This is a genomic window from Chthonobacter albigriseus (assembly GCF_013839445.1).
In the GTDB taxonomy this organism is placed as follows: domain Bacteria; phylum Pseudomonadota; class Alphaproteobacteria; order Rhizobiales; family Pleomorphomonadaceae; genus Chthonobacter; species Chthonobacter albigriseus.
The window spans coordinates 1,534,873-1,548,588 of sequence record NZ_JACDIT010000001.1 but is presented as its reverse complement, the minus strand read 5'-3'; the positions used below and the strand labels follow the sequence as shown (position 1 = coordinate 1,548,588).

The 13,716-nt window shown below is 68.9% G+C and carries 8 protein-coding genes; 5 read left to right on the top strand and 3 right to left on the bottom strand.

Features of this window, described 5'->3' with window-relative positions; all coding sequences use genetic code 11:
* Positions 1–125 precede the first annotated feature (125 nt).
* Positions 126–767, top strand: coding sequence for an autoinducer binding domain-containing protein (locus HZ321_RS07005; protein ID WP_181701463.1), 642 nt, complete (start codon positions 126–128; stop codon positions 765–767).
* A gap of 201 nt (positions 768–968) precedes the next feature.
* Positions 969–4,409: a pyruvate carboxylase gene (gene pyc / locus HZ321_RS07000; RefSeq protein WP_181701462.1), complete on the top strand. Its 3,441-nt coding sequence runs from the start codon at positions 969–971 to the stop codon at positions 4,407–4,409.
* A 22-nt stretch (positions 4,410–4,431) separates the two neighbouring features.
* Here the strand turns inward: pyc and HZ321_RS06995 are convergent, their stop codons facing one another.
* Positions 4,432–4,932, bottom strand: a complete 501-nt coding sequence (locus HZ321_RS06995; RefSeq protein ID WP_181701461.1) for an SRPBCC family protein — start codon at positions 4,930–4,932, stop codon at positions 4,432–4,434.
* 212 nt (positions 4,933–5,144) lie between these two features.
* Here HZ321_RS06995 and HZ321_RS06990 point away from each other — a divergent pair, with 212 nt between their 5' ends.
* Both HZ321_RS06990 and HZ321_RS06985 read left to right on the top strand, forming a co-directional pair.
* A complete protein-coding gene (locus HZ321_RS06990) occupies positions 5,145–6,128 on the top strand; it encodes an NAD(P)/FAD-dependent oxidoreductase (protein ID WP_181701460.1) in 984 nt (327 codons plus the stop codon).
* A 64-nt stretch (positions 6,129–6,192) separates the two neighbouring features.
* The gene (locus HZ321_RS06985) at positions 6,193–6,963 is read left to right on the top strand and encodes an alpha/beta fold hydrolase (RefSeq protein ID WP_181701459.1); all 771 of its coding nucleotides are present in this window, start codon (positions 6,193–6,195) and stop codon (positions 6,961–6,963) included.
* A 112-nt stretch (positions 6,964–7,075) separates the two neighbouring features.
* Here HZ321_RS06985 and HZ321_RS06980 read toward each other — a convergent pair whose 3' ends face one another.
* Complete coding sequence (locus tag HZ321_RS06980) at positions 7,076–10,633, bottom strand: AsmA family protein (RefSeq protein WP_181701458.1); 3,558 nt, start codon at positions 10,631–10,633, stop codon at positions 7,076–7,078.
* Positions 10,634–10,822: 189 nt separating this feature from the next.
* Here HZ321_RS06980 and HZ321_RS06975 point away from each other — a divergent pair, with 189 nt between their 5' ends.
* Complete coding sequence (locus HZ321_RS06975) at positions 10,823–11,320, top strand: pyridoxamine 5'-phosphate oxidase family protein (protein WP_181701457.1); 498 nt, start codon at positions 10,823–10,825, stop codon at positions 11,318–11,320.
* A gap of 144 nt (positions 11,321–11,464) precedes the next feature.
* Here HZ321_RS06975 and HZ321_RS06970 read toward each other — a convergent pair whose 3' ends face one another.
* On the bottom strand, positions 11,465–13,471 hold the full coding sequence (locus tag HZ321_RS06970) for a protein meaA (RefSeq protein WP_206682730.1): 2,007 nt from the start codon (positions 13,469–13,471) through the stop codon (positions 11,465–11,467).
* Positions 13,472–13,716 lie beyond the last annotated feature (245 nt).

The following is a 13,716-nucleotide window of genomic DNA, read 5'->3' as shown; positions in this document are numbered from 1 at the left end:
TAAATTGTACTTAATACTGATGGTTAAAGGGAACCGCGACGGCCGCGCGGTGGGTCTGGATGGCTCGGACCTCTTCACTCCTGGACTGCATTCGCCGCCTTGAAGCCGCCTCCTGCAAAGAGGGGGTGAAACGGGCGCTGCGGCATGCCGCGCGCCATCTCGGCTTCACCGCCTACGCGCTCGCCGATTTCGCCGCTGAGCGGAAGGTGGTTTTCCTGCTCAACGAGTTTCCGCACAGCTACGTCGAAATCTACCGGCAACGCCGCTACATCGAGCACGATCCGATCGTGCAGCGGGCCCGTCGATGCTGGCGTCCGTTCACCTGGAGCGCCACCGCGGACGACCCGTCCAGTCCGCGCGCCGGCGAAGTGCTCGGCGAAGCGGCGCAGCATGGGCTGGCCGACGGTATCTGCGTGCCGGTGCAGTGCTTCAACGGAAGGCGCGCCTTTCTCACCCTGGCCGGGCCGTCCGCGGCGGTTTCCGAGCATGACCTTTGGCTGTTCCAACTGATCGCCCTGCACGCGCGCAACCGGCTCAGCGATGTCGAAGCGGAGCGGTTGCAGGCTGACGGGACCAAGCTGTCGGGGCGTGAAGCCGATTGCCTACGATGGGCGGCAGAAGGCAAGACCAGCTGGGAGATCGCCCAGATCCTTGCGATTTCGCAGCACACGGCCGACTGGTATCTCAACACGGCGGCCCGCAAGCTGAAAGCCACGAACCGCATCCAGGCGGTCGCCGAGGCCTTCCGGCGCGGCATCATCAATTGAGCTTCTTCAGGATGCCCCTGGCGCAATGCAGGCATGCATTTCCTGCATTCCGATGCCGGATTCCGGGGCCTTGGGCCGCTGCCGGCGCCAGCCGACCTGCGGATCTGTCGCGTTCCGCGCCATGCCGTCTTTCCGTGCAGGCGTCCGATCGTGTAAACGATCTAAACCGATCCAGACCGACATCCCAAAGGGGGCATCAGGGTGCCGATCACAAAGCTGCTCGTCGCAAACCGGTCGGAAATCGCCATTCGCGTTTTCCGGGCCGCCAACGAACTCGGACTGAAGACCGTCGCGGTCTTCGCCGAGGAGGACAAGCTGGCCCTGCACCGTTTCAAGGCCGACGAGGCCTACCAGATCGGTCGGGGGCTGGGCCCGATCGAGGCGTATCTCTCCATTCCGGAGGTTATCCGGGTTGCCAAGGAGAGCGGGGCCGACGCGATCCATCCGGGCTACGGCCTTCTGTCGGAGAGCCCCGAGTTCGCCGAGGCTTGCGCGGACGCCGGAATCATCTTCATCGGCCCCTCGCCGGAGACGATGCGCCAACTCGGCAACAAGGTGGCCGCCCGCAACCTGGCGATCTCCGCCGGTGTCCCGGTGATGCCGGCGACCGACCCGCTGCCGGACGACGTGGCGACGATCAAGGCCGAAGCCAAGCGGATCGGCTATCCGGTGATGCTGAAGGCATCCTGGGGCGGCGGCGGGCGCGGCATGCGCGTCATCCGTGACGAGGCGACGCTGCTGAAGGAGGTCACCACGGCCAAGCGCGAGGCCAAGGCGGCCTTCGGCAAGGACGAGGTCTATCTGGAGAAGCTGGTCGAGCGAGCCCGGCATGTCGAGGTGCAGATCCTCGGCGACCAGCACGGCACCATCGTGCACCTGTTCGAGCGGGACTGTTCGGTGCAGCGGCGGCACCAGAAGGTGGTGGAGCGGGCGCCCGCGCCCTATCTCAACGACGCCCAGCGGGCCGAACTCACCGACTATGCCGTCAAGATCGGCCACGCCACGCATTACTACGGCGCCGGCACTGTCGAGTTCCTGATGGATTCCGACACGGGCGCCTTCTACTTCATCGAGGTGAACCCGCGCATCCAGGTCGAGCATACCGTCACCGAGGAGGTGACCGGCATCGACATCGTCAAGGCGCAGATCCACATCCTGGAAGGCGCCAGGATCGGCACCCCCGCGTCGGGCGTCCCGCCGCAGGAAAGCATCAGCCTCAACGGCCATGCCCTGCAGTGCCGCATCACCACCGAAGATCCGGAACAGAACTTCATCCCGGACTACGGCCGCATCACCGCCTACCGCGGTGCGACCGGCTTCGGCATCCGGCTCGACGGCGGCACCGCCTACGCCGGCGCGGTGATCACGCGCTTCTACGATCCGCTGCTTGAGAAGCTGACGGCCTGGGCGCCGTCGCCGGAGGAGGCGATCCACCGGATGCAGCGGGCGCTCCGCGAGTTCCGCATCCGCGGCGTCGCCACCAACTTGACGTTCCTTGAGAACATCATCGGCCATCCGAAATTCCAGTCGAACCGCTACACCACGCGCTTCATCGACGAGACGCCGGAGCTGTTCGCCTCCGTGAAGCGGCGCGACCGGGCGACCAAGCTGCTCACCTACATCGCCGACGTCACCGTCAACGGCCATCCGGAGACGCGCAAGCGGGCGCGGCCGAAGGCCGACGTGCGTCCGGTGGTGCCGCCGTTCAAGGGCTCGATCCAGCCGGGCACGCGCGATCTCCTGAAGGCGCGGGGGCCGAAGGCGCTCGCCACCTGGATGCGCGAGCAGAGCCGGGTGCTGGTCACCGACACCACCATGCGCGACGGACACCAGTCGCTGCTCGCCACCCGGATGCGCACCTACGACGTGGCGGAGATCGCCGAGGCCTACGCGCGGGCGCTGCCGGGGCTGTTCTCGCTGGAGTGCTGGGGCGGCGCGACCTTCGACGTCGCCATGCGCTTCCTCACCGAGGATCCGTGGGAGCGGCTGGCGCTGATCCGGGACAAGGCGCCGAACATCCTGCTGCAGATGCTTTTGCGCGGCTCCAACGGCGTCGGCTACACCAACTATCCCGACAACGTCGTCCGCTACTTCGTCGCCCAGGCGGCGGCGAACGGCGTGGACGTGTTCCGCGTGTTCGACTGCCTGAATTGGGTGGAGAACATGCGCGTCGCCATGGACGCGGTGCTCGACGCGGACAAGGTCTGCGAGGCGGCGATCTGCTATACGGGCGACATCCTCGATCCTGCCCGGTCGAAGTACGACTTGAAGTACTACGTCGCGCTCGCCAAGGAGCTGGAGCGGGCCGGTGCGCATGTGATCGGCATCAAGGACATGGCGGGGCTCCTGAAGCCCAACGCCGCACGGGTGCTGTTCCGGGCGCTGCGGGACGCGACGGACCTCCCGCTTCACTTCCACACGCACGACACCTCCGGCATTGCAGCGGCCAGCGTGCTTGCCGCGGTGGAGGAAGGCGTCGACGCGATCGACGCGGCGATGGACGCCTTCTCCGGCAACACCTCTCAGCCCTGCCTCGGCTCGATCGTGGCGGCACTTGAGGGCGGCGCGCGCGACACCGGGCTGGACCAGGCAGCGATCCGGCGGATCTCGTTCTACTGGGAAGCCGTCCGGCAGAAGTACGCGGCCTTCGAGAGCGACCTCAAGGGCCCGGCGTCGGAGGTCTATCTCCACGAGATGCCCGGCGGGCAGTTCACCAACCTCAAGGAGCAGGCCCGCTCACTGGGGCTGGAGACGCGCTGGCACGAGGTCGCGCAGATGTATGCGGACGTGAACCGCATGTTCGGCGACATCGTCAAGGTCACCCCGTCGTCCAAGGTGGTGGGCGACATGGCGCTGGTGATGGTGTCGTCGGGTCTGACGCCGGAGGACGTGCTCGATCCGGCCAAGGACGTCGCCTTCCCGGAAAGCGTCGTGCAGATGTTCAAGGGCGACCTCGGCCAGCCGCCCGGCGGGTGGCCGTTCGACCTTCAGCGCAAGATCCTGAAGGGCGAGGACCCGATCACCGTACGGCCGGGCTCGCTGCTGCCGCCGGCGGACCTCGACGCGGTGCGGGCCGAACTCGCCGCCAAGCTCGGCGAAGCGCCGAGCGACCAGGATCTCGCCTCCTACCTGATGTACCCCAAGGTGTTCTCCGACTACGCCAAGGCGCGCGACACCTACGGCCCGACCTCGGCGCTGCCGACCTCGGTCTACTTCTACGGCATGGCGCAGGGCGACGACCTGTCGGTCGAGCTGGAAAAGGGCAAGGCGCTGATGATCGTCTGCCAGGCGATCGGCGAGGCCGACGAGGACGGCATGGTGCGCGTCTTCTTCGAGCTGAACGGCCAGCCGCGGATGGTCAAGGTGCCCGATCGCAGCCGCGCCGCGTCCGGCCGCACGACCCGCCGCAAGGCCGAGGAGGGCAACCCGAACCACGTGGCCGCGCCGATGCCGGGCGTCGTCTCCACCCTCGCGGTGAAGGCGGGCCAGACCGTCAAGGCCGGCGACGTGCTCCTTTCCATCGAGGCGATGAAGATGGAGACGTCGATCCACGCCGAGCGCGACGGCACGATCGCCGATGTGGCCGTCAGCGCCGGCGCGCAGATCGACGCCAAGGACCTCCTGGTGGTCTATGCTGCGTGAGCCGAGGCGGTGAAGCCGGGGGTCAGCCTTCGACCTTCGGCTCCACGCCGAGCTTGGAGAAGATGCCGTCGACGCCGCGCTTAAAGAAGGCCTCGACCGGGATCTTGGCGTCGGCATCCGTGGTGCCGGCCTTCGGCTCGAAGGTGCCGACCCACTTGACGCCGGCGCCGCCCTCGTCGTCTGGCTTGGTGGAGAGCTTGGCCATCATCCACTGGATCGGCCAGGGGCTTTCCACCGTGCTGATCACGTAGGTCAGCGTCGAGGGGTCGTAGGCATCGAGCTTGTCGACGATCACCCCGCCGTCCTTCAGGGTGACGGTGCGGGCCGGCTTGCCGTCGCGCTCGCCCATCACGCAGGTGGCGACATCCGGATGCCAGGTCGCGATGGCGCAGAAGTCGCCGATGACCTCCCAGGCCTTGAGCGCATCGGCGCTCTGGGATTCCGCGCGATACTTGGCCCCGGCCGCCGCCGCGGGGGCGGACATGGCAACAACGAGCATCCCCGACACAACGAGCCATTTCATGACCGGTCTTCCCTCCCACCCCTGTTGGTTTCACCAGGATGGCAGAACCACCGGGGGTGCGCCGAGTGAATTATTCTTCATGTCGCAGCGGGGCCGTGGGCCGCGCCCGATCCGGTCCGGAAAACACTCGCAACGGTTCTCCCGTCGCCTATAGTGCGCCGGAACCGGCGGAGCCCGTCCGTCGTTGTCGAGCGTTCTTGCGAGGAGCTTCCATGTCCGACACCGACCTGCATCCGCTCGATGGCCTCCGGGTCGCGGTGGTGGGCGCCGGCATCGCCGGGCTCACCGCGGCGCGCAAGCTGGCCAAGGCGGGCGCGGAGGTCAGCGTCTTCGACAAGAGCCGCGGCCTCGGCGGGCGGCTCGCCACCCGGCGCACCGAGGGCGGGCCGGCGGACCACGGGGCGCAGTACTTCACCGCCCGCGAACCAGCCTTCAAGGCGTGGGTGGCGCGGGCCAAGCTGATCGGCGCGGCGGCCCCCTGGGTGCCGCGCGGCAAGGACGGCGAGGAGGAGTGGCTGGTCGGCATGCCCGGCATGAGCGGCCTCGTCACCGCCCTCGTCGACGGCTTCACGGTGGCGCAGGAGCGCACGGTCACCGCCATCCACGAGATCGAGGGCCGCTTCACCCTCTCGTTCGCCGACGGCGCCGAGGCGGCCGGCTTCGACCGGGTGGTGGTGGCGGTCCCGGCGCCGCAGGCTGCAGGCCTGCTCGGCGCCTACGGGGCGCCATTCGATCGGATCGGGCTCGCCGCGATGGCGCCCTGCTGGACGCTGATCGCCGCCTTGTCCGCGCCGATCGATCCGGGCTTCGACGTGGTGCGCGACCAGGGCGCGCTGCAGTGGGTCGCCCGCAGCGCCTCCAAGCCCGGGCGCGAGGGCGAGACCTGGATCGCCCAGGCCAATCCGCAGTGGTCGGCCGAGCACCTGGAGGACGACCCGGAGAGTGTCCGCGCAGCCCTTGTCCCCATGCTGGAGGCCGCCGTCGGCCCGCTGCCCGCGCGCCTCTACGAAGCGGTTCACCGTTGGCGCTACGCCCTCGTCGACAAGGCCGTCGGCGAGACTTTCCTGCTCTCCCCGGACGGGCGGATCGGAGCCGCCGGCGACTGGCTGATCGCACCCCGCGTGGAGGCCGCCTGGACATCCGGCGACGGTCTCGCCGAGGCGATGGTCGCCAAGGCCGCAGCCTCCGCCGGCTGAGACCTCAACCGATGCGGCGGCCGGTCGGCACCGTCATGGCCGGCGCAAGGGGCGACTTCTCCACATGACCGACATCCTTCCCTACACCACCCGTGGCGAGGCGGACGGCCGCCCGCCGATCGTGCTGCTGCACGGCTTTGCCGGCGATGCGCTCGGCTGGACCAACGTGCAGCTGGCGCTGGCCCGCCGCCGTCGCTCGATCGCCTTCGACCTGCCGGGCCACGGCCGCGCCTTCGACTGGCCGGAAGCCGGTCACGCTGGGGTCGCCGCCAAGGCGGTGACGGAGAGCCTCGACGGGCTCGGCCTTCCCCGGATCCATCTGGTCGGGCACTCCATGGGCGGCGCGGTCGCCAGCCTGATCGCCTTGCGCACCCCGCAGCGGCTCGCCAGCCTGACGCTGGTCGCCCCAGGCGGCTTCGGCACCGAGATCAACCACCGGATCCTCCGCCGATTCGCAGTGGCGCGGTCGGAGGCGGAGATCGCCCCGCTGCTGGAGCAGTTCTTCGGCTTCGAGCACGCGCCGCCGCGCCGCATGGCCGCGCAGATCGCCGCGGACCGGCAAACGCCCGGCAAGGTGGAGCTGCTGGCCGCCATCGCGGAGGCGATCCTCGACGGCCCCAAGCAGCGCACCGTCGACCGCCGCGCACTCGGCGACCTCGACATCCCCGTCAAGGTGATCTGGGGCACCCAGGACCGGATCCTGCCCACCCGCCAGGCGCACGGCCTGCCCGGCCTGATCGCCACCCACGTCTTCGACGGCGTCGGTCACATGCCCCACCTGGAAATCCACCGCGAGGTCGCGCGCCTGATCGGCGATCAGATCGCTGCCGAGTAGCGGCGCGCCGACGTCGGAGACCGCATGTCCCCACGCACCCTCCCGCCGTCATGGTCCGCGCAGGCGGACCACCCACGATTTCGGCCCGTATCGGCCTTGGCTTTGCCCGCGGCTACTGCTGCGGCAGGAGCTGCTGGACGCCCTGTTGGATCAGGAGCTCCATCGGGTCCTGCGGTTCGACGGGCTCGCCAGGGAGCGGTTCGAGGCCCGGATCGGCCAGCGGACCCGGCTCGTCGGGGAGCGGTTCGAGGGAAGGCTCTGCCGGTGGTCCCAGCGCGTCGGGCAGGGGGCCAGCCGCGACGGGGGGCTCCTCCACCGGGTCCACGTCAGGCGGGGGCAAGGCGACGGGCGCGTCGTCCAGCGCGGGGCGCGCCATCGGCAGCGGGGCGGGATCCGGGAGCGCCGGGCCTGGTTCGTCGATCGGTCCGCCGATGCCGGGATCGACCGGCGTGCCGAGGCTCGGCTGGGCATCCGGCTCGGGCGCCTGCAGACCGGGCGCAACCGGTTCGCCTGGCAGGGCTTGCCCGGGAAGGTCCGAAAGCGGCTGCGGTTCGATACCGGGATCGTCCAGGCCGGGGGGCTGCCCGGCCGGCCGGCGGCCACCCAGGACACCCTCCAGGATCTGGTTCAGCGGGTCGGCTTCACCCTGGCCAGGGCCGGCTTCGCCAGCCCCGCCGCCGCCGATCGCAGCTCCGAGGCCGGGCGCGAGGCCCTCGAGCACGGCGCCGAGGTCGCCGCCTTCCCGCCCGATCCGGCCGAAGGCGCCGCCCAGCTTGCGCAGCTTGTCGTAGGCGGCCTTCGGATCCTCCAGGATGCCGGCGATGTCAGGGTAGATCCGCGGCGCGTCCCAGCTTCCCTCGATGATGACGGGCACCTCGAAGCTCACCTCCCCGGTCCCGTCCGGGGCGGCCAGCGTGGGCACCACGCGGTAGCCGATCTGCCGGTTCGGCACGTCGATGCGGCCGGCGCCGGTGGCACGCACATAGGGGCCGTCGAGCCGGAGGTCGTCGTTCGTCACCTGCCCGTTCTGGATCGCAAAGGTGGCGGTCAGTGCGTGGAAAGCCGTCTTGGCCTCCGGGTTCTGGCCGAAGCCGGTGACCACGTTGAGCGCGGCTGACTGGAGCAGGCTGGTGATGTCGATGCCGCGGAGCGCGCCGTCGCGGAAGGCGACCGAGGCCTTTCCGTTCAGCCCTTGCGCCAGCGCCCGTTCGGACCCGCCGGCTGCCGTCAGGTCGATCTCCATCGCTGCCTTGCCTTCGATGCGGGTGAAGCCCGCCGCGCCGGAAAGCAGCGGGAGGGCGGACACGTCCGCCAGCCGGAAGCTCGCGGCCAACGCCGGCACCTCGCCGGCTCCGTCCAAGGTCACGCGTCCGGCGCCCTCGCCGTCGTAGAGGCCCATCCGCGGCAGGTCCACGGTCAGCTTGCCTCCCTCGTTGACGACGGTAAGGCGCGCCGGTCCCGCCTCGACACCGCCGAAGAGCACGCGGTTTGCGCCGATCGCGACGTCGGCGTCGAAGCCGCGCAGGCCGGAAATGTCCAGCGGTTCCTCGCTCCAGCCACGCCGCGGGGCCGGTCCCCCGCCGGCGTTCCCGCCGCTGGACGGGGCGTCGGGTGCGCCGGCTCCGCTGGCGCCGCCGATCAGCGAGCCTAGGTCCACGGCGTCGCCCTCCAGGCGCGCGGTGATCTTCGGCCGGCCGGCGAGCGCGACCGCCACGTCACCGGCCAGATGCGTTTCGGCGAGGGTGAAGTCGGCGTTGGAGAAGCGGACCGCGTCCCGCGCCACGTCCAGGGTGCCGAAGATCGCGACCTTGCCGGGCGGCAGGTCGCCGGCCGAGCGGCCGAGCACCGCCAGCGCCGCGCCCAGCGACGGCGAGTCCAGGCCGAAGCCGCCGGAGACCATTCCCCGCGCAGGGTCGACCGTGCCGTCGAAGGAGAGCGCCAGCCGCTTGGAGGCGGCCTTGGCGGTAAGGGCGAAATCGCCGCCGGCGATCAGCCGGCGCGGATCCACAGTGACGTCCAGCGTGAAGGGCTCCTTGCGAAAGGCAGCCGATCCGGTCAGCCGCACCGGTGAGTTCAGCGACTTGAAGGCCGCCTCGACCTCCAGGTTCGTGAGCCGGTCGGCCGCCGGGTCGCCGAAGGCGTCGGAGAGACCGAGGCCGCTGACGACGCCCTTGCGGAGCGCCACCGAACCGGCCGCGCCCAGGCTCGCCCTCAGGGCGTCCGGGGTTTCGCCGACCGCTGCGAAGGCCACGTCGGCGGACAGGACGCCGGTCACCGGAAGCGCGGCGCCGCGGAGGGCGGCCAGCGCCTTCAGGTCGAAGCCGCCTGCCTTCACCCGACCGTCGACCCGGACGCCGGCCTTATCGGGCTTCACGCCGAGCCGCAGGTCGGCCGATCCGCCGACGACGGTCATCGGGCCGATCGCGGCATCGAGCGTTCCGTCCTTGACTACGGCTATCAGCGTCGCATTGGTCAGCGGGCCGATGTCCGCGAGCGCCGATCCGGTGATCTCGCCCACCTTCAGTTCGACGCCGCCGTCGAAGCGGGAGAGGGGCGAGAGGTCGATCGCGCGTTTCCCGCCGACGGCTTCTCCCGAGGCCGGTCCACCGGCCGGAGCATCCGGCGCCGGCTCCGCGCGCGCGGCGTTCAGCCGATCGAGGTCGAGGCGATCGACGGCGAGGCGGAGGTCGACCCGCGGCTTGGCGCCGGCGAAGGCGAGGGCCAGTTCGCCCTTGCCCGTCATTCCGTCGAGCGTGAGGTCCAGGCCTGTCGCCTCCAGGCGATCGGCCGCGGCATGCACGGCCGTCTGGAGCTTCAGGTCGGTAAAGGGCGGGCGGCCGCCTGCGCCAAACGCGGAGGCAAGGCCCCTCAGGTCCTTGCTGGCGATACCGGCAATCCCGTCGAAACTCTTCGCCGAGAGGTCGAGCGAACCTTCGAGGCTGAGGAAACTCAGGGCGGAGGTGAGGTCGAGCAGGATGTTCGCCCGACGGCTGTCGATCAGACTCGACGGGGAAGCGACCTCCAATGTCAGGGTCTGGGGCAAGCCGCGGGCTGTGAAGCCGCCTTCGATCCGAACCGGCGCGGACAGATCGGAAATCGCGGTTTCGAAGCTGATGTCTTCGACCCGTTCCTCGGCGCCCGTCCGGTCGTCCGCCCAGGAAAAGCTTCCCTCGCTGACGGTCAGGCGACGAACGGCGAGTGAAAACCCGGCGGCTTCGCCGGTGCCCGACGATGGGTCGACAGCAACCCCTTCAGCCGGCTCAGCATCGAGCGGAACGGTTTCTTCGCCGGATTCGGATCTGGTCCAGCTCGGCTGACCGTCCTGGTCGAGCGCGAGGTCGACGGTCGGGCCGATCACGTCCAGGCCGGTGATGTCGATCTGACGATTGAGGAGCGGGGTGAGCGCAAGGCCGAACCGGATCTCGCGGACTCGGGCGAACTCCGTCGCGTCTTTCAGAGCCAGCCCGACATCCTGGGCCTCCAGGGCGAGCGAGGGAAACAGCGCCAGCGAAACTGGGCCGTCGAGAGACACCGTGAGCCCGGTCGCGGCCTCCACTTCGCGGACGATGCGGTCGCGGATCCAGTCGGAGGCGATCAGCGACGGCAGTAGCAGGACGGCCCCGATCGCAGCCAGCAGTAGGAGCCCCAAGGCGGTCAGTAGCCGTCGCATGCCGTTCCCCCCGCGTCGCGGCGTCTGTCGCGATTCGCCCGGTGATTATGGCGTCGAAAGCGGCGGATTGTCGGCTCCGGTCGCGCTCGGGCAGAAAGCTCTCCCGCGGCCCGCTCGCCGCTCCGTGAAGGAACCTCCCGCCCTCTCCCGGCGTCTTCCCTTCGACGAAACGATGGAGGAGCACGTTCCATGGACGCCAAGACCGACGCGGAAGCCAAGGCCAAGATCTGGTCGATGATCAAGGAAGTGAAGGTGGCGATGATGGTCACCCACGCCGGTGCGGACCGGATGCACGCCCGTCCGATGGTGGCGACAAGCCAGGAGTTTGACGGGGCGTTGTGGTTCTTCACCGACAAGCGGTCGCACAAGACCGACGAGATCGAGGAGAACCCGCGCGTCCTGCTCGCCTACTCGGACTGGGACAGCCAGACCTATGTCGCCATCGACGGCACGGCCGAGATCTATGAGGACCGGGCCAAGATCGACGAGTACTGGCAGGAGAGCATGCGCACCTGGTTTCCGGAGGGCAAGGACGACCCCAACGTCGCCCTGCTCCGGGTGGAGGCGGACGGCGCCGCCTATTGGGATGCGCCCTCCAGCGCCATGATCCACGCCTATGGCTACGTCAAGGCGCTGGTCACCGGCGAACGACCGAAGGCGGGGGACGTCGGTCGCGTCACCTTCTGAAAGGGACGTGCTCCCCGTGTTCGGGGAGGGGGAGGCTGGCTCGCGCTGTGAGCCACCTCTCCGGGCGCTTGAAACGACTACGTAGCGGGGGCGACGCCCGAAAAAGGCGACTACACCGCACCGGAAAAGCTATCCGATAAATCGTCAGGCGGCCTTGCGGCTGCCGGCTTCGACGATCCGCACGATGTCGGCCATGATGTCGGTGAGCTGGAAGTCCTTCGGCGTATAAACGGCTGCGACGCCCATGGCGCGCAGGGTTTCCGCGTCGTCCGGCGGGATGATTCCGCCTACGACCACAGGAACATCGTCCAATCCATTGTCGCGCATCCGGGTCATGATTTCGCGAACGAGCGGAACATGGCTGCCGGAGAGAATGGACAGGCCGACTACGTGCACGGATTCTTCAAGCGCGGCGTTGACGATTTCGGCGGGCGTGAGGCGGATGCCTTCGTAGACGACTTCCATACCGCAGTCGCGGGCGCGGACCGCAATCTGCTCGGCGCCGTTGGAATGACCGTCCAGTCCGGGCTTGCCGACCAGGAATTTCACCCGTCTTCCCAACAGGTTAGACACTTCATCGACGCGCGCGCGGACGGTTTCGATCTCGCCGGCCGAGGCGGAAGCGGCGGCGCCGACCCCGGTCGGAGCGCGATATTCCCCGAACACCTCCCGCAGGGTCCGGCCCCATTCTCCGGTCGTTACTCCCGCCTTGGCAGCGGCGATCGAGGGCTCCATGATGTTGCGGCCCTCAGACGCCGCTTTCTTCAGTTCTTCCAATGCTTTAGCTACGACCTTGGCGTCGCGGGCGGAGCGCCAGGCCTGCACCGCCTCGACCGCTTCCGCCTCCACATGCTCGGGAACGGTGAGGATTCCGCCGTCTGCTCCAGCGGCCAGGGGGGACGGTTCGGTTTCGGTGAACTTGTTGACGCCGACGACGATCTGCTCGCCACTTTCGATGCCAGCCAGGCGGCGGGTGTTGCTCTCCACCAGGGCGCGCTTCATGTAGCCGGATTCCACGGCGGCGATCGCGCCGCCCATCGCGTGGATGCGCTCAAGCTCTTGTTTTGCTTCGGCTTTCAGCGCCTCGACCTTGGCCGTCATGACGGTCGAGCCGTCGAAGATGTCGCCGTATTCCAGGAGATCGGTTTCGAAGGCCATGATCTGCTGCATGCGCAGCGACCACTGCTGGTCCCACGGGCGGGGCAGGCCGAGCGCCTCGTTCCAGGCCGGCAGCTGGACCGCGCGGGCGCGGGCATTCTTTGAAAGAACGACGGCCAGCATCTCGATCAGGATGCGGGAAACGTTGTTCTCCGGCTGCGGCTCGGTCAGGCCGAGCGAATTGACCTGGACGCCGTAGCGGAAGCGGCGGAGCTTGGGGTCCTCCACGCCATAGCGGCTCTCCAGGATCTCGTCCCAGAGCTCGGTAAAGGCCCGCATCTTGGCGATCTCGGTGATGAAGCGCATCCCGGCGTTGACGAAAAACGAAATCCGGGCAACCGCTTGCGGGAACTCGGCGGGCGGGATTGCGCCGGAGGCCTTCATCCCGTCGAGGATGGTGCAGGCGGTGGCGAGCGCGAAGGCGAGCTCCTGGACGGGCGTCGCGCCGGCTTCCTGCAGGTGGTAGGAGCAGACGTTCATCGGGTTCCACTTCGGCATCGCCGTATAGGTCCAGGCGATGATGTCGGTGGTCAGCCGGATCGACGGCGCGGGAGCGAAAACATAGGTCCCGCGCGACAGGTATTCCTTGATGATGTCGTTCTGGGTGGTGCCGTTGAGCTTGGTCCGGTCGGCACCCTGCTCGTCGGCGACCGCCACATAAAGCGCCAGCAGCCAGGCCGCGGTGGCGTTGATCGTCATGGAGGTGTTCATCCGCTCCAGCGGGATGTCGCTGAAGAGGCGGCGCATGTCGCCGAGATGGGCGATCGGAACGCCGACCTTGCCGACCTCGCCGCGAGCCAGGACGTCGTCCGGGTCGTAGCCGGTCTGGGTCGGCAGGTCGAAGGCGACCGACAGGCCGGTCTGGCCCTTGGCCAGATTGGACCTGTAGAGCGCGTTGGAAGCGGCCGCGGTGGAATGGCCGGCGTAGGTGCGGATGATCCAGGGCTGGTCCCGCTTCACGCCCCCGGCGCTCTTGTCCGAAGTCTCGGCCATGTCAGGCGATCTCCACGCGTTTGGAGCGCGCCGGTCTCCTCCCCGAACGCGCGCACGAACCTCTCCCGCCATGACGCTGGCGCGAGACGCAGTTGCAGCGAACCTAAGCCTTTCCGGCCGGAGGCGGGAACCACGCCAAAAGTCGCGGCAGCGAAAGTCGAATGAGACAGGTACCGGCTGCCGGCCCGCGGAAATCCGCGCTTCCGGCCGTCACCGCAAGCTTGCCTGAAGGCTGTTTTCGAAAA

What these genes read in the sequence shown, in the direction of transcription:
- HZ321_RS06995 (WP_181701461.1), bottom strand. Translation starts at nt 4,932, where the DNA reads ATGAAATGGCTCGTTGTGTCGGGGATGCTCGTTGTTGCCATGTCCGCC.
- HZ321_RS06990 (WP_181701460.1), top strand. Translation starts at nt 5,145, where the DNA reads ATGTCCGACACCGACCTGCATCCGCTCGATGGCCTCCGGGTCGCGGTG.
- HZ321_RS06985 (WP_181701459.1), top strand. Translation starts at nt 6,193, where the DNA reads ATGACCGACATCCTTCCCTACACCACCCGTGGCGAGGCGGACGGCCGC.
- HZ321_RS06980 (WP_181701458.1), bottom strand. Translation starts at nt 10,633, where the DNA reads ATGCGACGGCTACTGACCGCCTTGGGGCTCCTACTGCTGGCTGCGATC.
- HZ321_RS06975 (WP_181701457.1), top strand. Translation starts at nt 10,823, where the DNA reads ATGGACGCCAAGACCGACGCGGAAGCCAAGGCCAAGATCTGGTCGATG.
- HZ321_RS06970 (WP_206682730.1), bottom strand. Translation starts at nt 13,471, where the DNA reads ATGGCCGAGACTTCGGACAAGAGCGCCGGGGGCGTGAAGCGGGACCAG.